Below are 23088 nucleotides of genomic sequence, written 5' to 3' on the forward strand. Positions count from 1 at the left end.
TTGCAAAAAAAATCAGTAAACCAAAAATGAAGAAAATCTATATTGCTGTCCTAGCAGTAATTTGCACCAATTTTTACGCACAGACCAAGAAGGATTCCATTAATCAAATGGATGAAGTTATAATTAATGAGAATCGTTTCAATACTCCAATTTCGAAACAAAATAGAAACGTTTACATTATTTCTAGTGAAACGATTAAAAAACTTCCGGGAAGAACACTTCAGGAAGTATTGCAATATGCTAATGGAGTTGATATTCGTCAAAGAGGTCCATTTGGGACTCAGGCCGATATTAGTGTCGATGGAGGAAGTTTTGAGCAAACTGTAGTTCTTTTAAACGGTGCAAAAGTGATTGATTCGCAAACGGCTCACAATATGCTTAATTTACCACTTCCAGTAGAAGTTATTGAAAGAATTGAAGTCGTTCGCGGGCCGGCAGCAAGAATTTATGGAATTAATAGTTTGACCGGAGCCATAAATATTATAACTAAAAAGCCAACAGATTCTGGATTTTTAGTGAGTACTTATGCAGGTTCAAATTTTGAGAAAGACACTCAAGATTCTGGAGATACTTTTTACGGAACTGGAATTCAGGCTGGAGCCGTTTTAGGAAAAGAAAAACAACAACATTTGATTTTTGCTTCTCACGATAAAAGCAACGGCTACCGATATAATACGGCATTCGAAAACAATAAAATTTTCTATCAAGGAAATATTCAGATTAATGATAAGAATCAAATTTTAGGTTCGGCAGGTTACATCAATAATGGATTTGGCGCAAACGGATTTTATGCCGCTCCTGGCGATAAAAATTCAACTGAAATTGTTCAGACAACATTTGCAAATATTCAGTCAACTCATCAAATTAAGGAGAGCTGGAAAATTATGCCGAGAGTTACGTATCGATACAATTATGATGATTACCGTTATTTAGGAAACGCTAATTTGGCAGTTGGAAGAAGTCAGCATTATACCAATTCAATTGCTGGGGAATTGAACTCGACGGTTAAATTGGCAAAAGGAGAAATTGGTTTTGGAGCTGAATTCAGAAATGAAAACATTCATTCTTCAAATATCGGAGATCATGATCGCGAAAATGTTGGGCTTTACGCCGAGTACAGAACGAGTTTTACAAATAAATTGGATATAAATATTGGAACATATTTAAATTACAATTCCGATTATAAATGGCAGATTTATCCAGGAATTGATGCCAGTTACGCCATTACAGATGCATTCAAAATAATTGGAAATGTTGGAACAAGCCAAAGAATTCCATCGTTTACCGATTTGTATTTGAAGCAAACGGGAAATATTGGAAATCCAGATTTAGATTCAGAAAATGCTTTTCAAAGTGAAATTGGTTTCAAATACAATAAAAAGGCCTTGAGTTTCAATGCTAATTATTTTTACAGAAAAATCGACAATTACATTGACTGGATGCGTAATGCGACAACAGTGCCTTGGCAAAGCCAAAACACAGGAGATTTGAATACAAACGGAATCAATTTGCGCGGTACTTACAGATTCGATTTTTCTAAAGATGCTAGATTGAATATTCTTTTAGCATACACTTATTTGGATTCAGAATTTAAAAGCTCGCGTACAGAAATTTATTCAAAATACTTGATTTCGTCACTAAAACATCAAATTACAAATACGATTGATTATCAGTTTAAAGATTTCTCTGTTTTGTTTGCAACAAGATTTAACGAAAGAATTACTGGGCCATCGTATTGGATTAACGATTTTAGAGTAAGTCAGTCGATACATAAATTCACTATTTTTTTAGACGCTCAAAATATATTTAATGCTAAGTATTATGAAGTAGGAGCGGTGCCTTTGCCATCAAGATGGTTTACATTGGGCGTGAAGCTTGTAACTTTTTAAAATTTGATTGAAAAAAATAATATAAAAAGGAATGGTGAATTTGCTATTCCTTTTTTTGTGCTTTTGATTCTGCAAAAAAGTTTTTCGATAAAAATTCAATAGTTTAAAAAATAGTGTGTTAATTTGACACTAATTCTTTTTTGTATGAAGCAAATTTTAATAGTTGATGATCATTTAGTAGTACGAAATGGCGTTTCGATGGTTTTGGAAAAACAAATCGAAAATGTTGAAATTTCGCATGCTGAAAATTTTTTTGAAGCGATTGCTCTTTTAAAAGAAAAACCAATCTGTTTAGTCCTTCTAGATATCAATATTCCGGGCGGGAAAAATACCGGAATGATCACTGATATCAAAGCCATTCAGCCAGGGGTTAAAATTTTGGTTTTTTCAGCGCATGAAGAAGATCAATATGCTTTGCAATATATTTCTGCTGGAGCAAACGGCTATTTGAATAAGCTTTGCAGCGAAGAAAAAATGATATTTGCAATCAATTCTGTTTTTGAAACTTCCACTTATGTTTCTCCAGAGCTTCTAAGTAAATTGCTTGCAACTAGAGTAAGCAAAAAAACTAAAAACCCATTAGAAAGCCTCTCTAAAAGAGAGCTTCAAATTGCCGAAATGCTGATAAACGGTAATGGAAATCTTGAAATTTCAAATATGCTCAACATTCATATGTCAACGGTGAGCACGTATAAAGCCCGACTTTTCGAAAAATTAAAAATCACAAATTTGGTTGAACTGATCAATCTTTTTAAAACCTATGACTATTAGTCGTATTCGACCATTATTTCAATAGCAGTTCCTTTGCCTTCTGTACTGGTAATATTGATATTTCCTTCAATAATTAAAAGAAGCTCAATAATCATGTGGAGTCCAAGGTGATAGTTTTTGACAATTGGATTTTTATAGAAATCAAGATAATAGTCAATAAGTTCCTTACTCATGCCTTTTCCATTATCAATTATGGTAAGCAAAAGTATATTGTCTTTTGTTCCTGAAAACAATTCTACGTGTCCGTTTTGCGTATTTTTTATGGCATTATCAACCAGATTATGGATAATAATAGACAATGCTTTTTTATTTGTTCTAATACGAAGCTTTTTATCGACACTATTGATCACCTCTATATTTTCGGCTTCAGCAATTTTTTCAAAAATGTCAATTTTTTCTTCAATCAAATCGTATAAAGAATAGCATTCATCTTCAAGTTTTTTTCCTTCAATAAAAATGGATGAATATTTAATAAGATTCTCAACATACTCATATAGTTGCGTGGTCGACATTCGTATTGTACCTACGTGTTTTTTTAATTTAGCATCATCCTGAATGATTTCATTTTCAAATAAATGACTTATTGAATTCGTCAAGAATTTTAAAGGACTTTTAATATCGTGGCTTATACTTTTTACTAATGTTTCTTGTTGTTTGATTTCTTGTTTCAGATTGTTTTTCGTTTTTTGCAGTTTTTTGACAGTCGCCGCTAGTTTTTTCGTTTTTTCGTCAATAACTTGTTCAAGTTTTATGTTTTTTCGTTTGATATAATACAAGCGTACATACCATATAAAAATCACGAAAGCAATAGATAAAACATACATCAAAATGGTAAACCACATTGTCTGATAAAATTTTGCAGGAACTATAAGCAAGATTCTTTTATATACATATTCAGAACCAAAACCAGACAAGCTTCTGATGTTCAGTTTATATTCGCCGGGAGGCAAAGTGGTAAACGAAATCGACCTTTCATTTTTTATTCTTTCCCAACGGCTATTTGCAGTTTTGTCAAGTTTTGCCTCGATATGCAAGTTGTCTGGATTGCCATAATAAGGATAGGCAATTAAAATGCTGACTCTTTGAAAATTGTTAGGTAGTACAATAGTGTCATTAGGATGAAGTGTTTTTTGATCAACAATTACGTTGTCTATAAAAATTTCTTTTCCAGGAAGGAGTGGCCTTACCTTATAGGGGTTAAAAAACACAAAGCCATTTATAGAAGGCAAAACAATATTGCCGTTTTTGAGGAAATTGCTGCTAGGTTGACAGCCTCCGTTGAATTCATTGGTCAAAAAACCATCGGTTTTGTTGTATTGATGATAATATATGGCTTCAGATTTATTTTTTAGATTTGCAAGTAAAGCTTTTCTTGATATTTGAAAAAGACCTTTATTTGTTGGAACCCAAAAGAAACCATTTTTATCTTCAGTAATTGAATGTGAAGAATTCAAATAATTGTCTTCGTCTTTTGGAAAAGAATGAAGATGATTACGCTCACTTGAATACAGGAAAAAGCCTTTTTCATAAGTAGTTAGCCATATTTTTTTTTCGTGGTCAATAAAAATGCTTCTGATGTTTATATTTTCAGTTCCCTTTACAAAATTAAGTTTTCGGGTATTTTTGTCGTATTTGAAAAGACCATTTTCGGTTCCAAAATAAAACGTTTGATTATCGTATTGGATTATATAATTGAGGTTGCTTTTAAAAATTGCAATTAGTGTAATTTTTCCGTTTTTAATGCAGTACAATTTTGAGTTATGAAATGCATTTTTCCCTAAGCTTAACCAGATCGTGTTATCGCGATCACTATATATTGTTTTTGGATTCTGATTGAATTTGTATGTGGAATAATTTTTATAACCTGATTTTTTGTAGTAACAAAGCACATTATAACGTCTTGCAAGCCATATATTTTGATCGTCATCTTTTGCTATAGTAATTTTTTCATCCAGCAAAGCAGACTTTTGGAAAGGAATACTGTCAACAAACTTTTTGTTGCTGAAAATTCGCCCATTTGGTGTTATGATGGTGCTGTCGTTAAATGATTGTGCCGCATAATAAACTTCAGATTTTTGAAGTTCTTTCTTAACAGTTGTAAAAGCAGGAAAGCTAATGATGCATAAGCCTTTTGTATCGCTTCCTAAATACAATTTTTTATTAGGAAGGTCATAGTATATAGAAACGATATTGCTTTTCTCAAATTCAGTAAATTCTTCAATATAAGTGGTAGAAAGCTTATTGTTATGATTGGAAAGCTGATAAATACCATTTTTAGCATAAATAAATACTTGCTTATTTGTAATGTTCCAAAAAAGTTTTTTGTTTGAATTGAAAATGGCTCCATCTAATATTCCAGAAGATTTTCCAGATTTTGAAAAACAGTCGTAGCTTCCGTCTTTTTTAAGATAAAAAAGCGAATTTCCTAGCATAAAAAAATTAAAAACAGAAGAGGTTTTATACGCAATTTTATAAATGCTTTTTAATTTAGAATTGCATAATTCAACATTTTCAGCATCAAAAAAGAAAATATTTCCGTTTGCTAATTTGAAGCAAAATCGTTGTGATGCATCTGCTGTTAGGTATGAAGGCAGTCCGTCATGAAGAAAATAATGCTTGCCGTCTTTTGTAATATTTGTAGTCGGATTGTTTCCTTTGAAGACTTTTATTTTTCTGCCATTAATTAGTGCCAACTCTTTTTTTCCTTCATTATAACACAGCAGACTATCTTTTTCAATACTTCCAAAAATATCTGTAAAACGGCTTTCTTGAAGATTTGTATTTGCAGAATTAAAGGCCAAAAATGCATTACCATCATAACGCACAATGCCATTTTCAGTTGTCATCCAAATAAAATTATATTTATCGGCAACAATTGCTTTTACACTGCTTTGTGGCAATTCATTATTATCTGCGGTATACCATCTGAAAGTCGAGTTTTTTTGGCAATGACCTTTGGCCACGGTCAGCAGCAGAAAAAAACAGCAATAACGAAAAGTAGATAATAACGTCATTTATTGATATTAGGTTAGTATTCACAAACTTAGCAAACATAATTTAGAATTTACGATTTGTAGTTTTAAATCTACAAAATGTAGGTTTATTGGTACGGGATTAAAAATCATACAATTAGCTATAATTCTATATTTGTAATACGAACCATTTTACTTGAAATTTTTTATAAAATCAGAGTAGATTTAAAAATATAAAAGTATGAAAATTGGATTTATAGGAGTTTGCAGAACCACGATGGAATTAGCTACAAGAGCGGCTAAATCAGGACATCAAGTATTAATTAGTCATACACGCAGCAACAGCCACATGCGGGATCTTGTTCAAATGATGGATGGAAAGGTAAAGTTGGTAAGCCGACGAGAAGCTGCAAAAGCTAAAATGGTAGTATTGTTTATTCCTCGGGAAGATATTCAGCTTTTTTTATCTGATTTGCCTGATATGACCGAAAAAATATTATTGCACGCTAATAATCCAATTTATAGTTTAGAATGCCTGACACCAAGCTTAAATATGAAATCGTCTGGCGAAATAATCGCTTCTCTTTTACCAGAAGCTCATGTAGTTAAAATTCATAATATTGTCGATTCTGAAATTCCAACAACGGTAAGCAAAAAACATAACGACAACGAATTATTTTATACTGGCGCTAATAAGCTAGCCAAAAATAAAGTGAAAAGCTTTTTAAAAACTTTAAATTTTTCTGGAATTGATTTTGAAGAAATGTATCTTGAAACTAAGTTTGCGTATTCGCCAAACTGAAAATAGATAAGTAAAAAAAAAAGGGAGAATTTTTTTATTATATTGTAAAACAAAGGTTAATTAGGATCGTTTTTTAAATCTAAAGTTTTTAAAACTGCTTTTTTTAAAGCAGTTTTTTTTATTTTTAAAACAGAATTTCTTTCACTCAAATTTCAAATTTGTGAAGAGAGAATTTTGATTCCTTTAAATTTATAATGTATGAAAGCAATTGTAATTGGGGCAACAGGCGCAACAGGAAAAGAACTTGTCGAATTGCTTCTAGAAGATAGTAGTTATACTTCTGTTTCAGTTTTTGTTCGACGTCCAATAGGAAAATCTCATAACAAACTCACTGAGCATATTGTCGATTTTTCAGAAATTAATCAGTTCGCCAATTTAATTACAGGGGATGTCTTTTTTTCTTGCCTCGGAACAACATTAAAAGTGGCTGGTTCCAAGGAAAATCAATGGAAAATTGATTTTGATATTCCCGCTTCATTTGCCGATGTCGCCCGAAAAAATGAGATAAAATCTTTGGTATTGGTCTCTTCTTATGGTGCTTCGGCCAAAAGCAGTGTTTTTTATTCTAAAATGAAAGGAGAGCTTGAAGATTATATAGCAAATCTTAATTTTGAGCAATATCTAGTTTTTAGACCAGGACCGCTTATTCGTGAAAATACAGATCGTTTGGGCGAAAAAATTTCAGTAAAAGTGATTTCGTTCTTTAATGCAATCGGACTTTTTAAAAACCTAAAACCAATTTCGACAGCATTTTTAGCTGAAAAATTGGCAATTGCGCCAAAAAAACTTCCAATAGGAATGGCTATTCTTGAGTTGGACGCAATTTTGTACTTGAATTAAAAGTATATTTTACAAATAATTTAAAAAGCCTTGAAGAACTTTCTTTAAGGCTTTTTAAATTTTGGAGAAAATATGATTTTGGATAATTGATTTAAGGTGCAGGAACATCAAAACCATTTAAGACTGTTGCAAGCAGTGTGTAAGCCCCTATTAAAAATATAAGTTCGGCAACACCATCTTTCCCTAATATTTCTGTTGCGAAATGGTACAATGAATCGGGCACGATTTTTCCTTTTGCTAAAACTGAAGCCATTTCATAAGCGATTTTTTCTTCTTGATTTAATTCAGAAGGAGAAATTCCCGAAGCTAATGATGCAACGGCTTCCGCAGAAAAACCAAAATGTTTGGCCATAATTTCATGTGCATAAAGCTTAAATCTTGCTCCAAACGGCGCACCGACAGTTAAAATGGCTACTTCTCTCACTTTTTTAGGAAGCGCTGCATGTTTTCGCAATTCATTCATAAAAGCAGATTTAATGAAACTTTTGCTTGGATTCCATTTTTTTTCTACTAAAACACATAAAAAAAACCGCAGTCATCAATTTTTAGATGATTGCGATTTTTATAAGTTATTTTGAATCAAAAATTAATTTGTTCCCGCTGCAGCTTTATCTACCAAAAACAATACTTCACCAGAAACGGGTTTGATTAATTGCATTGGATACAGCGTTGGATTGTATTCGCCTTTTGTAACTTCTTTTAAGGCGTGTGTTTTCTTTTCTCCAAAAGCTACTACAACAATTTTTTCTGCTTTGTTGATTAGTGGAGCAGTAAGAGTGATGCGATACATTTTCTGTGGAGCCAAATAATAAGCGTCAACCCATTTGATTTGCTCTTCCAAAACGGCTTCACCTGGGAAAAGAGAAGCTGTGTGCCCGTCGTCTCCCATGCCTAATAAGATAAGGTCGAATTTTCCTTCTTCGCCTAAAATTGTTCTTACTGATTGCTCGTATGTTGCAGCGTATTCTTCAGGAGTTACGCCATCTTTGTACATTTCAAAAATGTTTTCCTGCGGAATCGGAACGTGACTTAATAAGGTTGCATAGGACATTTTCGCATTACTCAAATCGTCATTTAATGGAACCCATCTTTCATCGCCCCAAAAAATATAAACTTTGCTCCAGTCAATTTTGTTTTTATAAGCATCAGAAGCTAATAATTTGTAAATCCCAGCAGGAGATGAACCCCCTGTAAGAACAGCTGTAAATTTGCCTTTTGCAGTAATTGCTTTTTCTGCAGAAGCTACAAAAAGGTCTGCCGCTGTAATATTAATTTCTTCTGTGTTATTGTAAATCTGTATCATTTAAAACTTCTTCTTTTGTTTGTGTATTCGGGATCCATTTGTGGCCTTGGCGTGCCAATAATTCATCGGCTTCTTCTGGTCCCCAGCTTCCAGCTTTGTAATTTGGAAAATTGGTTGGTGCGGTAGTTTTCCAAACTTGCTGAATCGTATCAATTGCGTCCCAAGCTTCTTCTACTTGATCCCAACGCATAAATAGGGTAGGATCTCCTGCCAAAGCATCTGCGATCAATGTTTCATAAGCTTCTGGCGACATTGTTGAGCAAGCGAAATAATCAAATACCATTTCTGCTGGTCGTAATGCAAGCGAAAGTCCAGGTTTTTTAGTCATAAACTGCAATTTAATATCCATTGCAGGCTGTATATTGATAATCAATCGGTTTGGTGTCATCCCTTCTTTTCCATAAGAAAATGAAGAATGCGGTACTGGTTTAAACTGAATAATGATTGAAGATTGTTTTTCTTCCATTCTTTTTCCTGAACGCAAATAGAACGGAATTCCTTGCCATCTCCAGTTGTCCAAATAAATCTTCATTGCTACATAGGTTTCTGTGAGAGAATCGGGAGCAATGCCTTTGTCTTGACGATAACCTGGAACGGGAACTCCTTTTATTTCGCCAGGACCATATTGGCCACGTACAATATAATGATCAACTTCTTCTGGTTTGATGCGACGAATTGATTTCAAAACGTCTGCTTTACGATTACGGATATCATCTGCATTTAATGATGCAGGCGCTTCCATAGCCGTCATACATAAAATCTGCAAAAGGTGATTCTGAATCATATCTTTTAAAGCTCCAACACCCTCGTAGAATCCGCCTCGTTCTTCAACGCCAACTTCTTCTGCAACGGTAATCTGCACAAAATCAATAAAATTACGGCTCCACAATGGCTCAAACATCGAGTTTCCAAAACGGAAAGCTAAAATATTCTGAACCGTTTCTTTTCCTAAATAGTGATCAATTCTATAAATCTGCTCTTCTTTGAAAGTCTGCGAAAGCATTTCATTAAGTGCAATTGCAGAAGTTTTATCGTAACCAAAAGGTTTCTCGATAATAATACGATCTTGTTTCGGATTTGCCGCAAGTCCGATTTTCTTGATATTGCTTGAAATCGTTGAAATGAAAGAAGGCGTAATCGAAAGATAAAAAAGACGATTAGCGCGTTCGCCAAAAGCCAGATCAAAATTGTTGATTTTCTCGTTCAATCCGATGTACGATTCTTCTTTGCCAATATCAAGACTGTGGTAAGTTATGTGCGAAAGAAATTTTTCTGTTTCTGCATCAGAAAGTCCTTTTTTTCTTGAGAAAAGATTCAGGTTTTCTAAAACATAAGTGCGAAAATCTTCATTGGTTTTTTCTGCTCTTCCAAGAGCGATAATCTGAAACTTTTCAGACATACGTCCGTCAAGGTACAGATTTTGAAATGCGGGAAAGAGCTTTCTCTTTGCCAAATCTCCGGTTCCTCCAAAAATGACAATGATTGTTGGATTCTTTAGTTTATTTTTAGTCATTGTGTAGTTGTGTTGCTTTAAGTTGCTTATTCAGCCCATTGTGTGTGGAAAACGCCTTCTTTGTCGATACGCTCGTAAGTATGCGCTCCAAAATAATCACGTTGTGCCTGAATTAAATTGGTTGGAAGATTTGCTGAACGGTAAGCATCAAAATACGCTAACGAGTTCATTAATCCTGAAACTGGTAATCCTTTTTGAACTGCAAACTGAATAACCGCTCTCATTCCTGATTGGTTTTCTACTAATTTTGAAGCAATTCCACCATCTAAAAGCAAGTTTGGCAAATCTGCTTTTGTAACGTACGCTTTTCTAAAATCTTCTAAAATGGTAGCACGAATGATACAACCGCCACGCCAGATTTTAGCAACAGTTTCTAGATTTAATCCGTAGTTATATTCTTTTGAAGCGGTGTGAAGTTGCGCTAAACCTTGAGCATAAGTCACAACGATAGAAAAATACATAGCCGATTTTAAAGCTGCAATGGCTTCGCTTTGATCAACATTTGTTTCGTTTGTGTTCCAAACTAATTTTTTAGCAGCTTCAATTCTTTCTGGTTTTGTTTTCGACATATCTCGCATGTTAACCGCGGCATCAATAGTCGGAACTGGAACTTGTAAATCCATTGCGTTTTGCGAAGTCCATTTTCCTGTACCTTTAGATCTTGCCCAATCCGAGATTTTGTTGATTAATTGTGTTCCGTCTTCATCTTTTTGTTTTAAGATGTTTCCAGTAATTTCAATTAAATAAGATCTTAAATCATCGGTTTGATTCCACTCAGCAAAAGTTTTCTGAATCGTTTCGTCATCCAAGTTATAACCTCTTTTCATTAAGTCATAAACCTCAGAAATCAACTGCATGATTCCGTATTCAATTCCGTTGTGAACCATTTTTACATAGTTGCCAGCAGAACCATTTCCTAAATATTCTACACAAGGCTCTCCGTCAACTTTTGCAGCAATTGCTTCAAAAATAGGACGAAGTCTTTCGTATGCTTTTTGATCACCTCCCGGCATCATAGCAGGACCTAAACGTGCTCCCTTTTCACCGCCAGAAATTCCCATTCCGAAAAAGTGAATTCCTTTTTCAGATAATTCTAAAAATCTTCTATCGGTATCTGTAAAGTAAGTGTTTCCACCATCGATGATGATATCTCCTTTATCTAAATGAGGAAGTAAGCTTGCAATTGCACTGTCAACTGGTTTTCCCGCAGGAACCAATAACATAATTGCTCTTGGTTGTTGAATAAGCTCCACAAAGTGTTTTACATCTGTAGTTGCTTCAATAGTTTGGTTTGCATCGGCTTCTTGCTGAAGAGAGTTGACTTTTTCTGTGTCTAAATCTAAACCTGCAGCCGCAAAATTATGACTGGCAATATTTAAAAGTAAGTTTCGGCCCATTACACCTAATCCTACAATTCCAAAATCAAATTTGTTCATAGTTTTCAATTAACTAAATTATTAGAAGAATGTTTGCTGCGAAAAATAAGAGAGAAATATTTAATACTCTTTTATTCAATGTTTTGCAGAAAAACAAAGTTTATTTTACATCACCTATTTTAAAATGATGAACGCAAAGTTAGAGAAAAATGCTGAAAAAGGAGGAGTAAAATCGTTCACATTTGGTCTTTATTGTGATACTTTTTATGTGTTAAAAACACGGTTATTATAACAAGGAATAACTATTTCGATTTCGGAACTTTTTTCTTTTAAAAGTGAAATAGGAAATTTAATCAAGCGTATTGTTTGATGCTTTCGTTTTAAGAAAATTCCGATATGAAGGGATTTTTTTTCATTTTATTAACTAGCTTGTTTTTAGTTAATTATGTGAAGGGGATTTTTTTAGTTAACATTTTTTTTGCAAAAAGAAGTCTTAAAATTTTTATGTTCAATATTTTAATTTACTTTTGTTCTATCAAATTAGTAGGGTTTAAAAATAAAACTACAAATTATTTGTCAGAGCGAGAGATTTCTAGCTATTTGAGTTTTTAAAATAGTCTTTGTGAAAATCTTCAACCTTAATTTATATAAAAATGGGATCAAAAAAATCTTTATGAGAGAGGATTTAATTTGATAGAAACCAAATAAATACTAACCCAAAATTTAAAAGAAATGAAAAAACGAATGTGTTGCAGATAAAAAGAAAAAACCATTTCTGTTGCAGCAGAAATGGTGAAGCTTAAAAGAAATTGTCATCTCTAGAAGGAAAGCGAAAATGGATTAAATCTGTTTTCGGCTCACCTTTTTATTAAACTAAAACAAAGTAATGAAAAAAAAATTAAACAGCTATATACTGTTGTGTATTTTATTGATTTCCATAGGAGTTAAAGCACAAGAAACAAAGCCATTAATCCAGTCAAAACTCGAAGGGACAGTAGTTGATGCTGTTACAAAAGAGCCAGTAATTGGCGCTTCGGTAAATATAAAAGGAACAACTCACGGAGTGGTAACCGATTTAGATGGTAAGTTTTTCTTCCAAACCGGACAGAAATTTCCATATACATTAATCATAAGTTATTTAGGCTATAAAAAAGCAGAAGTGGTTGTCCAAAAAAATGCTGTTGTTATAGATTTGGAACAAGAACAAAATGCTTTGTCAGAAGTTGTTGTGACAGCGCTAGGAATCACCAAAGAGAAAAAATCTTTAGGATATACTACTCAGTCACTAAAAGGCAAAGAATTAGCGAGTACAAAAGAAACCAACTTTTTAAATAGTCTTACGGGGAAATTAGCAGGAGTTCGTATTACGAATTCGCAAGGAGATATGGGATCTTCAAGGATTATTATTCGTGGAGAAACTTCGATCGCAGGAAACAACCAGCCATTATTTGTGGTAGATGGGGTTCCGGTAGATAATTCGCAATTGAATTTTGGTGGTGCGACTCGTGATTTCAGAAATGCAATTGCCGATTTAAATCCTCAAGATATTGAAACTTTAACGGTATTAAAAGGACCAAATGCAGCAGCACTTTACGGATCGCGCGCCGCTCACGGTGTTGTTTTGATTACCACAAAATCGGGTAAAAATCAAAAAGGATTAGGAATTAGCGTAAGTTCTGGAATTACAATTTCTCAAGTGAGTACTTTGCCAGCTTTTCAAAATTCATATGGACAAGGCTCAAACGGAAAATTCAGCTATGTTGATGGTAAAGGAGGCGGTGTGAACGATGGAGTTGATGAAAGCTGGGGACCGAGATTAGACGGACGTCTGATTCCGCAATTTTATTCAAATGGAGTTGCAGTGCCTTTTGAAGCACATCCGGATAACGTAAAAGACTTTTTTAATACAGGACTTACTTATGATAACAGTGTTTCTGTAGCGAAATCAGACGAAAAATCAGATTTTCGTTTAGGAGTAAACAATCAAAAACAATTGGGAACAGTACCTAATAGTGAAATCAACAAGACAAATTTCACCATTAATACCAATTACGAAATTTCTAAAAACATAAAAGTTGGAGTAAATGCCAATTATATTGTTACCGATGCTCCACAACTTCCAGGCGGACCATCAGGAGGACGTGCGGCAGGTGTAATGTTGCAATTCCTTTGGTTTGGTCGCCAAGTTGATATTAATGACCTTAATAATGATTGGACTAAAAACTGGAACAACAGTTATTACAGCAATCCGTATTGGAATGCCTATTATAATACTACAAGTCAGCAACGTAATCGCTTGATTGGAGATATTCATTTGGATGCAAAAATTATTGACGGACTTAATTTTAGATTCCGCACTGGAGTTGACTATTATAATGACAGAAGAAAATACACGATTAAATATGGTACAAACGGAACTCCATTTGGATCGTATGCCGAAGATGCTTATACAGTAGATGAAAGAAATACAGAAGGGATTTTTCAATATACAAAAAATCTGAATGATGATTTTAGTTTGGATGCGCTTGCAGGATTCAACGTTCGTAACCACAGTGATGCTAACAATTATCAAAAAGCACCACGTTTGGCTGTGCCGGATTTATATACGCTGACGAATTCACGTGATCCGTTGACTTCATCAAATTCGTATTCTCGTTTGAGAGTTTACAGTGCTTATGCTTCGGCGCAATTAGGTTTCAGAAATTATGCGTTTTTGAATGTTACCGCTCGTAACGATTGGTCGTCAACATTGCCAAGCAATAACCGTTCTTATTTCTATCCTTCTATTAATGGTAGCGTTGTGTTGACTGATGCTTTCAAAATTAAAAGCAATACGCTTGATTTCTTAAAAGTTCGTGGAGGTTGGTCTGAAGTAGGAAACGATGCAGATCCGTACCAACTGTCGACAGTTTACAACTTCCAGACCGCTTTTGACGGAAACCCGATTCAGACTTCTTCTCAGAAAAAATTGAATGAGAATTTGAAGCCAGAAACAACGCGTTCAAGCGAAGTTGGTTTAGAAGCCACTTTCTGGAAAAATAGATTGCGTTTTGATGCTGCGTATTATAATACAGATAGTTATGATCAGATTTTGGAAATCAAAACAACGGCTTCAAGCGGTTATAATTCGCAATTGATCAATGCTGGAAAAATCAATAATCACGGTATAGAACTTCAATTAGACGGAACGCCAATCCAAACGAAAGACTTTAAATGGAATATCGGTGTAAATTATTCTAAGAATACAAGCAAGGTCGAGATTCTGGATTACGATAAAAAAATCCAAAACTATACTATTGGTTCATCAGGAGGTGTTGATGTATTGGCATCTGTTGGACAAGCTTACGGTGCCCTTTACGGAACAGCATATGAGCGCGATGCAAATGGAAATATTGTAGTAGGAGCTAACGGATTGCCAAAAGCAGATCCAACAAAGAGAGTTTTAGGACATTATACTCCAGATTATTTGGCAGGTGCTACAAATACATTTACATACAAAAATCTTGAACTTTCGGTTCTTGTGGACGCAAGTGTAGGAGGGGAGCTTTTCTCAGGAACAAACAGAACAGGAAATTATACAGGTGTATTGGCTCAAACGCTTCCGGGCCGTGGTGCTGAGAATGGCGGATTAAGTTATTATTACCCAGGAAACAATACTTCGAATCCAAAAACATTAGTAACTGGAGGCGTGGCTCCAGGCGGTGCAACAGTGTATGATGACGGAATGATTTTTAGTGGTGTATATGCAGATGGAACGCCAAACAATAAAGTAATCAGTGCTCAGGAATATTACAAAGCGTCATATAATATTAGTGAAGCTTACATCTACAGTTCAACTTATGTAAAACTTAGAGAGATTAGATTGACTTATAATGTAGATAAAAAATTGGTTAAGAAACTAGGATTAGACGGAGCAAGTATTACTGCTGCAGGCCGTAACTTATTGTTTATTTACAAAGAAGTGCCAAACATTGATCCAGAAACGGCTTTCAATACTGGAAATGTACAAGGACTAGAAAGTTTAGCCTTGCCTACAACCAGAAATTTTAGCCTTAACGTTAATCTTAAATTTTAAAAACTCGGAATCATGCTGAAAAAACTATTATATACAACACTATTTGCATTGACACTGAGTTCTTGCAATGATGATACTTTGGATGATGTTAATAAAAATCCAAATGCAACTGAAACGCCATTAGCGCCTTATTTATTGACAGGAACGTTAAAACAAGGAGCCGATTTGTATTGGGGAGATGGAAATAACTTTAACTCGTCTTTATTGTTTGTGCAACATTGGGCAAAAATTCAATATACAGAGCCAGATCGATATGATGTTTCAAATACATCTTTCACTTCTTTGTGGAACACGGGATATGCGACATTGGTAACAGATTTAAATACAATTATCAATTTCCCAGCAGATCAGGCAAATTCAAATTATAAAGGAATTGCGTTGACATTGCGTTCATGGACATTTTTGTTATTGACAGATGCTTATGGAAATATTCCTTATAAAGAAGCAGGCTTAAAGGTAACTCCAGCTTATAATACACAAAAAGAAGTTTATACGGGATTGCTTGAAGATTTGAAACAAGCACAATCGTTGTTAAGTTCAGCAAACGGAACTGTAACAGGTGATTTGGTTTACAAAGGAGATATTGCAAAATGGAAAAAATTTGTGAATTCACTTCGTTTGAGAATTGCATTGAGAATTTCTGACAGAGAACCAGCTTTGGCAAAACAAGCGGCAATTGATGCAACAAGCGATGCGGGAGGATTAATTAGTAGTAATGCTGAGACTTTCAAGTTCACTTATATTACTTCGCCACAACAAAATCCAGCTTCGGCTTGGTTTGAAACGCGTGATGATTTCCGAATTTCGAAAACAATGGTAGATAAATTATACGAATTGTCAGATCCGCGTTTGCCAGTTTATGCGCAATTGCCATCAGATGCGAGCGTAGGCAAATACGTTGGAGGAGCAAACGGATTATCAAACAGTGATGCCAATAGCCAAGGTTTTGCCAAAACATCAAAACCGGGAACTTACTTTTTGACTTCATCGTCACCAGCGGTAATTGCTTCTTATTCTGAAACTTTATTCAATCTTGCAGAAGCTGTAGCTCGTGGCTATATTTCTGGTGATGCTGAGCAGTATTATAAAAATGCGATCACGGCTTCATTTATTCAATTCGGAATTACAGATGCAACTGCGATTTCAAATTATCTAAATCAAGCAACTGTAAAATACGATGCTTCAAATTATGCCAAATCAATTGGTACACAAAAATGGATTGCTTTTTACGGGCAAGGTCTTGACGCTTTTACAGAGTGGAGAAGATTGGATTATCCAGTTTTGAAAGCGGGCCCAGCGACCGTTTTGGATGGCCAAATTCCGTCACGTTTCTTTTACCCTGGAACAGAACAATCTTTAAACAGAGACAGTTATCAAGCTGCAGTAGCAAATCAAGGGAAAGATTTGTTGACAACGAAGCTTTGGTTTGATATAAAGTAATTTTTACCCGCCGATGAATTTCAAATGTAGCAATTGAAATTATATATTTTGAAAGTAAAAAGCCTGGAAAATTTTGATTTTTCAGGCTTTTTTATTGGATATAAAGAGGTAATCGTGTTTTCGATTTTGAAATTATTTTGTTTTGAAAAGTAGCGCCATAATCAAAAACTTTCGGGTTTGAGCAAAAGTTTAAAAGGAAAAATTTGAAAAGTTGGACGCTTTTTGAGGAAGTACTTTGTCATGGAATAGCATCAAACTTAAGGCGTTTCATTTTAATAACTTTGTTTCATTTTATAATCTGAAACATTATAAAGTTGATGATGTGATAGATTTCGATATCAAGGCTTTAATTTTATGAGTTTACTAATCTAAAAATCATAAATTATGAAAAAAAATGCCTTTTTAGTAATTTTAATTAGTTTGATCTTATCTGTATTTGTCAATGCGGAGGCTCAAACCAAAAAGAAACCAAACATCATCATGGTTATCTCTGATGATACTGGTTGGGGGGATTTAGGAGTGTATGGTGGAGGAGTTGGTCGAGGGATGCCCACACCCAATCTTGATAAAATGGCAAAAGAAGGTATGCAGTTCTGGTCATTTTACGGACAACCGAGTTGTACACCTGGAAGGGCTGCAATGTTAACTGGACGTATTCCAAACCGTAGTGGTATGACCACAGTTGCTTTTCAAGGTCAAGGAGGTGGACTGCCAAAAGAAGAATGGACATTGGCATCAGTCCTTAAAAAGGCTAATTATAAAACATATTTTTCAGGAAAATGGCATTTAGGCGAAGCCGATTATTCGATGCCTATTGCACATGGTTTCGATAAAATGCAGAATGTGGTGTTGTACCATCTAAATGCATATACCTATGCTTTTGAATCGTGGAACCCAGAAATGTCTCCTGAAATGCTGGCGCTCTTCAAAAAAGTAACCATTGGTGTACTTGAAGGCGAGGCAGGAGGAAAAGCTCGTGAAGTAAGCAAAGTTACAGAGGAGAACATAGCCGAGCTGGACATGATGATGGTCGAAAACAACTTGAAACAGTTAGATGAATATGGTAAAAGCAAAGATCCATTTTTTATGTGCATCAACTTTGCAAAAAATCATCAGCCTAACCTTCCTTCTAAACAATTTGTGGGTAAATCTCCTGGAAAAAGCAAATATTCAGATGCTGTTGTAGAAATGGATTATAACGTTGGACGCATCATGGATAAGATACGCTCTCTAGGAATTGCTGACAATACAATTGTTATTTACACTGTTGATAATGGAGCTTGGCAGGACGTGCATCCTGATTCCGGATATACCCCATTCAGAGGTACTAAAGGTACTGACAGAGAAGGTGGAAGCCGTGTACCGGCTATTGCTTGGTGGCCAGGACAAATTGAAGCAGGAAGTGAGAGCCACGATATTGTTGGGGGACTAGATCTTATGGCAACTTTTGCCAGTCTTGCAGGTGTAACTTTGCCTAAACAAGACAGAGCAGGAGCTGAAATGGTTTTTGACAGTTATGATATGTCTAATGTTTTATTTAAAAAAGGTGCCCCACTTCGTGATCGATGGTTTTATTTTACCGAAGCAGAATTGTCTCCAGGTGCGGTACGTATAGGGAAATTTAAAGCAGTATTTAATACTAGAGGAGATAATGGTGCGATTGCGGGAAGTGATGCGCCGGGACAACAGCTGGGCTGGAGAGGCGATGAGACTTATGTAGCAACGGTACCAGCTATTTATAATCTGTGGCAGGATCCGCAGGAACGTTACGACCTATTTATGAATAGCTGGACAGAAAAGACCTGGACGGCTATAATTTTCAACCAGGCTATTGCCGATTTGATGAAAACATATGCCAAAGTGCCACCAAGAGCTCCTCAGAGCGAAACTTTTACAGGAGAAATGCAGATAGAGCGATTTAGAACTATCGAGCAGATTAAAAAAATGATGAATGAGAAAAAAACTTCACTTCCTCCTTTAAGTGTAGACAGTAAATAATATTGGAAACTGACAGTCAATAGTTGTCTCATTTCTGTAAACAAAAAAAGCTTTAGAGGGATCTAAAGCTTTTTTTGTTGCATTGTTTTTGGTAATGATTGACTTTTGCTTTGCTTTAAATAATTTATTTAACAAGCCAATATAAGAAATTACAGCGCAATCCCGCAAGTAAAATTGGTCAGCCTAGATTCTCGACTACATTTTTAATAAAGTAAATTTGCTCTTAATCAAAAATAAGTGTATGTTTAACACTTTAGTTTGTGTTGTAAATAGAAATAATAAATCCAAAATAAAAAATGAAGCAGATTATAAAAAGAAAAATATTCAGAAAATCCATGCTAACTTTTTTGATTGCAATGGTTTGTATCGAGGCAAATGCTCAAAAGTTTGAAAAGTACTTTCCCAAAAAAGATCTGACTACCGTAGGAGTTTATTATTATCCCGAACATTGGGATGAAAGCCAATGGGATAGAGATTTGAAAAAAATTGCAGAAATGGGTTTTGAGTTTACTCATTTTGGAGAATTTGCTTGGGCACAACTAGAACCACAAGAAGGAGTTTATGATTTTAAATGGCTTGATAAAGCAGTAGCAATTGCAGCAAAATACAAACTAAAAATTGTCATGTGCACTTCTACAGCAACACCTCCCGTATGGCTGGTGCGCAAGCATCCTGATGTACTCGTTACGTATGAGGATGGGAACAAAAGTGATCACGGTTCTAGACAACACGCCTCATTTTCGAGCAATTACTATAGAAGTTATTCTTTAAAAATGGTCGAGCAATTGGCAAAAAAATATGGGAATAACAAAAATATCATTGGTTGGCAAATAGATAATGAACCAGCACGTTTTCTGGATTATGGAGCAGATGCACAACAACGTTACCGCAATTGGCTAAAGGAAAAATATCAGAATATCGACACTCTTAATAAAGCTTGGGGCAATAGTTTTTGGAGTGGTATTTATTCTGATTTCAGTGAAATAAATATTCCTTTGCATAAAGAATGGGGAATGAATTTGCATTCGCAATTGGATCATTACAGATTTGCCGATGAGGAAACTGCTACCTTTCTGGATTCTCAAGCGGCAGTCATTCGAAAATATGTAAGCAAGGATCAATGGATTACGTCTAATTACAGACCCGCTTATGATGAGAGTTTTATCGGTATGAGCAAAGAATTTGATTTTGATTGCTACACTCGTTATATGGTTTATGGTGGAAGTTTTGGGATAGGGAAAAATGGATATCGTTTGGGAGATTATGCCGCTATCGGAATGGCAAATGATTTTTTCAGACCTCTTAAAGGAATGTATGGTTGTATGGAATTACAGCCGGGTCAAGTAAACTGGGGAAGCATTAATCCGCAACCTTTGCCAGGCAGTGTTCGAATGTGGCTGTGGCATGTTTTTGCAGGAGGCAGTAAATTCGAATGTACTTATCGTTTCCGTGCTCCTTTGTATGGTTATGAGCAATATCACTATGGTATCGTTGGTACGGATGGCGTAACGCCAACACCGGGCGGACTGGAATTTAGCCAATTTATAAAAGAAATAGAAACACTTCGAAAAAACTATAACGCAAAGGCAGAATTGCCAGACTACTATCTAAAACGCAAAACCGGAATTTTGTTCAATCCGGATAATGTGATGGGGATTGATTTAAATAAGCAAACCAAAGAATGGAATACTATTAATCACTTTTTAAAGTATTATAAAGCTTCAAAGTCAATGGGTGCGCCAGTTGATTTTGTTAGAGACACAACAGATTTTTCAAGATATCCTTTCTTGATCGTACCGGCTTATCAAATGATCGATCAAAAATTGATTGATAAATTAACCTTGTACGCAAAAAATGGTGGAAATTTAATCATGAGTTGCCGATCTGGAATCCAAAACCGTCAAGGACATCTTTGGGAGGCAAAATTTTATGAGCCCATTTGGAGTTTGATAGGATCTCAAATAGAATCGTATGATTTATTAATGCCTCATTCTCCTGGTGCTATTAAATTTGAAAATCAAGAATTTGTCTGGACAAGTTGGGGCGATTTACTAAAACCAGATAAAGAAACAGAAATCTGGGCAACTTATCAAGGTGATTTTTATGCAGGTACAGCAGCTGTCGTTTCGCATCAATTGGGAAAAGGAACCGTGACATACGTTGGTACAGATTCGAAAAATGGCGATCTGGAAAAACAAGTAATCAGAAAATTATACAAACAGCAAAACGCACCTATAGAAGATTATCCAGAAGGAGTAATGGTCGATTATCGCGATGGTTTCGGAATAGCAGTTAATTATTCTGATAAGCCTTATAACTTCAATTTGCCAAAAGGCTCGAAAATTATCTTTGGAACTCAGTCTATAAAAACGGCTGATGTTTTGGTGTGGAAATATTAAAATTGAATTGTTGCGCAAAGTCAGCTCCGAAAGTCTTCGAGTCAGACGTTGCGCAATTTTTTTATTATAGTAAAATCTAAAAACATTAAGCGTCTTGTAACGTTTTTTAAATTCATGCTTAAAGTTTGTATTTTTGCCGTTATGAATGATAATTTTATAAATGAGTATTTCGGAATAGGAATACAAAATGGTAAAACACCTGAAAATTTAGGAGTTTTATGGCGATCAGCTCAAAATCTAGGTGCTACTTTTATATTTACGATTGGCAATCGATATGCCAAACAAGCTTGCGATACTCATGATGCGGTAAAGGCAATCCCTTATTTTCATTACGAAACTTTTGAAGCTTTCTTCGAAAATTTGCCTAAAGGAGCGCGATTGGTAGGTGTTGAGCTATCTGAAAAGGCATCAGATCTAGAAACGTTTGAACATCCAAGACGTTGCGTTTATTTATTAGGTGCAGAAGATCATGGCTTGTCTCATAAAGCAATGGAGAAATGCCATCACTTAGTAAAATTCAAATCAGAAAAAAGTTTAAATGTGGCTGTGGCAGGAACTATTGTGATGTATGATAGGAATTTGGGGAAACCACGGTCATAAGGAAGAAGTTTATTTGCAATTTGAAATTATTTGAAAGTAGATAGCTTTTCGAGATTTTTGCGGTAATTTAGATATATTTAAATAACGCAAATCCGTGCTAACGGATATTTTGGTCAAAAAAAATATAAATCCCCCGCTCTCCGAAGAGTTCCTAATGAAAAGCTGCGCAAATGTCTCTGACTTTGTGCAATTTTTTTGTAGTTATTAGAAATTTGATCCATCACAAAAGTCTCCCGACTTTTTCTTTTCATAATATCAATATAAGTAAGTTAAATCTTATATTTTTGTCTAAAAAAGAAAATGAAAGAAGGCTACATAATCAGAGACCAGACGCTCCCGCATTTTATAACACCAACAGTTGTAGATTGGATAGATATTTTTACACGCCAGAGTTATCGAGATATTGTAATTGAATGTTTAGATTACTGCATTAAAAACAAAGGAATGATTTTATATGGTTATGTTATAATGAGCAATCATATGCATATGATCGTACAGTCTGAAGATGGAAAATTATCAGATTTGATAAGAGATTTTAAAAAGTTTACAGCAAAACGCATTCTAGAAACAATACAAGCCAGTCCTGAAAGCAGAAGAGAATGGATGCTGGCAAGATTTAATTTAGCGACTCAAAATCATACTAGAAATAAAGTTTATCAGTTCTGGCAGTATGGCAATCATGCAGAAGAAATTTACAGTAATAAATTTATGTGGTCTAAACTAGATTATATACATTTAAATCCTGTAAGAGCAGGCTTGGTGTTTAAAGCTTCTGAATATATTTATAGCAGTGCAGATGCTTATGTAAATGATACTGGGTTATTAAAAATAGAAAAAGCAGATAATCCAATCATAAATGTGCTGGACTCCAGTGCGATTAATAAATATAATAGTTATTGATTTTTTGGAAAAAAAGTCAGAGACTTTTGAGCTCTTTTCGTTCAGGTTATTTTTTAAATTGGCGCAAAGTCGGAGACATTTGCGCAGCATTGCGAGTAAGACTTTGCGGAGCAGGTAACGTTCTCGCGCCACAAGCAGTTTGCAACTTATGAAAGAGAGTATTTTCGGCTAAACGAAAATACAAATTAAAACGATAATTCCACTAAAATT

At 34.8% G+C, this 23088-nt stretch carries 15 protein-coding genes; 10 read left to right on the forward strand and 5 right to left on the reverse strand.

Features of this window, described 5'->3' with window-relative positions; genetic code table 11:
* Positions 1-26: 26 nt before the first annotated feature.
* Both H600_RS0107395 and H600_RS0107405 read left to right on the forward strand, forming a co-directional pair.
* Positions 27-1889, forward strand: coding sequence for a TonB-dependent receptor plug domain-containing protein (locus tag H600_RS0107395; protein ID WP_026728182.1), 1863 nt, complete (start codon positions 27-29; stop codon positions 1887-1889).
* A 144-nt stretch (positions 1890-2033) separates the two neighbouring features.
* Positions 2034-2660, forward strand: a complete 627-nt coding sequence (locus H600_RS0107405; protein WP_026728183.1) for a response regulator — start codon at positions 2034-2036, stop codon at positions 2658-2660.
* Here H600_RS0107405 and H600_RS0107410 read toward each other — a convergent pair.
* Entirely contained in the window at positions 2657-5674 is a 3018-nt protein-coding gene (locus H600_RS0107410) for a sensor histidine kinase (protein ID WP_026728184.1), read from the reverse strand. The genes H600_RS0107405 and H600_RS0107410 overlap by 4 nt on opposite strands.
* A 199-nt stretch (positions 5675-5873) precedes the next feature.
* On the opposite strand from H600_RS0107410, the gene H600_RS0107415 reads away from it, so the two are divergent.
* A complete protein-coding gene (locus H600_RS0107415; RefSeq protein WP_035108452.1) occupies positions 5874-6434 on the forward strand; it encodes an NAD(P)-binding domain-containing protein in 561 nt (186 codons plus the stop codon).
* Positions 6435-6632: 198 nt separating this feature from the next.
* Positions 6633-7274 (forward strand): NAD(P)H-binding protein, encoded by a 642-nt coding sequence (locus tag H600_RS0107425; protein ID WP_026728186.1) that lies wholly within the window; start codon positions 6633-6635, stop codon positions 7272-7274.
* Positions 7275-7365: 91 nt separating this feature from the next.
* Here the strand turns inward: H600_RS0107425 and H600_RS0107430 are convergent, their stop codons facing one another.
* The 4 genes from H600_RS0107430 to gndA all read right to left on the reverse strand — a co-directional run bounded on the left by H600_RS0107430 (position 7366) and on the right by gndA (position 11526).
* Positions 7366-7737 carry a carboxymuconolactone decarboxylase family protein gene (locus H600_RS0107430; RefSeq protein WP_051234391.1) on the reverse strand — a complete coding sequence of 124 codons (372 nt, stop codon included), beginning with the start codon at positions 7735-7737 and terminating at the stop codon, positions 7366-7368.
* A gap of 123 nt (positions 7738-7860) precedes the next feature.
* Positions 7861-8577: a 6-phosphogluconolactonase gene (pgl, locus tag H600_RS0107435; RefSeq protein WP_026728188.1), complete on the reverse strand. Its 717-nt coding sequence runs from the start codon at positions 8575-8577 to the stop codon at positions 7861-7863.
* Positions 8558-10090, reverse strand: a complete 1533-nt coding sequence (zwf, locus tag H600_RS0107440) for a glucose-6-phosphate dehydrogenase (protein ID WP_026728189.1) — start codon at positions 10088-10090, stop codon at positions 8558-8560. The genes pgl and zwf overlap by 20 nt, the downstream gene beginning before the upstream one ends.
* A gap of 26 nt (positions 10091-10116) precedes the next feature.
* Positions 10117-11526, reverse strand: coding sequence for an NADP-dependent phosphogluconate dehydrogenase (gndA, locus tag H600_RS0107445; protein WP_026728190.1), 1410 nt, complete (start codon positions 11524-11526; stop codon positions 10117-10119).
* 826 nt (positions 11527-12352) lie between these two features.
* On the opposite strand from gndA, the gene H600_RS0107460 reads away from it, so the two are divergent.
* The 6 genes from H600_RS0107460 (at position 12353) to H600_RS0107490 (ending at position 22878) form a co-directional block, all read left to right on the forward strand.
* On the forward strand, positions 12353-15541 hold the full coding sequence (locus tag H600_RS0107460; RefSeq protein WP_026728191.1) for a SusC/RagA family TonB-linked outer membrane protein: 3189 nt from the start codon (positions 12353-12355) through the stop codon (positions 15539-15541).
* 12 nt (positions 15542-15553) lie between these two features.
* Entirely contained in the window at positions 15554-16981 is a 1428-nt protein-coding gene (locus H600_RS0107465) for a SusD/RagB family nutrient-binding outer membrane lipoprotein (RefSeq protein WP_026728192.1), read from the forward strand.
* Positions 16982-17365: 384 nt separating this feature from the next.
* On the forward strand, positions 17366-18979 hold the full coding sequence (locus H600_RS0107470; RefSeq protein ID WP_026728193.1) for an arylsulfatase: 1614 nt from the start codon (positions 17366-17368) through the stop codon (positions 18977-18979).
* A 296-nt stretch (positions 18980-19275) separates the two neighbouring features.
* On the forward strand, positions 19276-21378 hold the full coding sequence (locus H600_RS0107480) for a beta-galactosidase (protein WP_026728194.1): 2103 nt from the start codon (positions 19276-19278) through the stop codon (positions 21376-21378).
* 141 nt (positions 21379-21519) lie between these two features.
* The gene (locus H600_RS0107485) at positions 21520-21978 is read left to right on the forward strand and encodes an RNA methyltransferase (RefSeq protein ID WP_026728195.1); all 459 of its coding nucleotides are present in this window, start codon (positions 21520-21522) and stop codon (positions 21976-21978) included.
* A gap of 300 nt (positions 21979-22278) precedes the next feature.
* Positions 22279-22878: an REP-associated tyrosine transposase gene (locus tag H600_RS0107490; protein WP_026728196.1), complete on the forward strand. Its 600-nt coding sequence runs from the start codon at positions 22279-22281 to the stop codon at positions 22876-22878.
* Positions 22879-23088 lie beyond the last annotated feature (210 nt).

Source organism: Flavobacterium denitrificans DSM 15936 (assembly GCF_000425445.1).
Taxonomy (GTDB): Bacteria; Bacteroidota; Bacteroidia; order Flavobacteriales; family Flavobacteriaceae; genus Flavobacterium; species Flavobacterium denitrificans.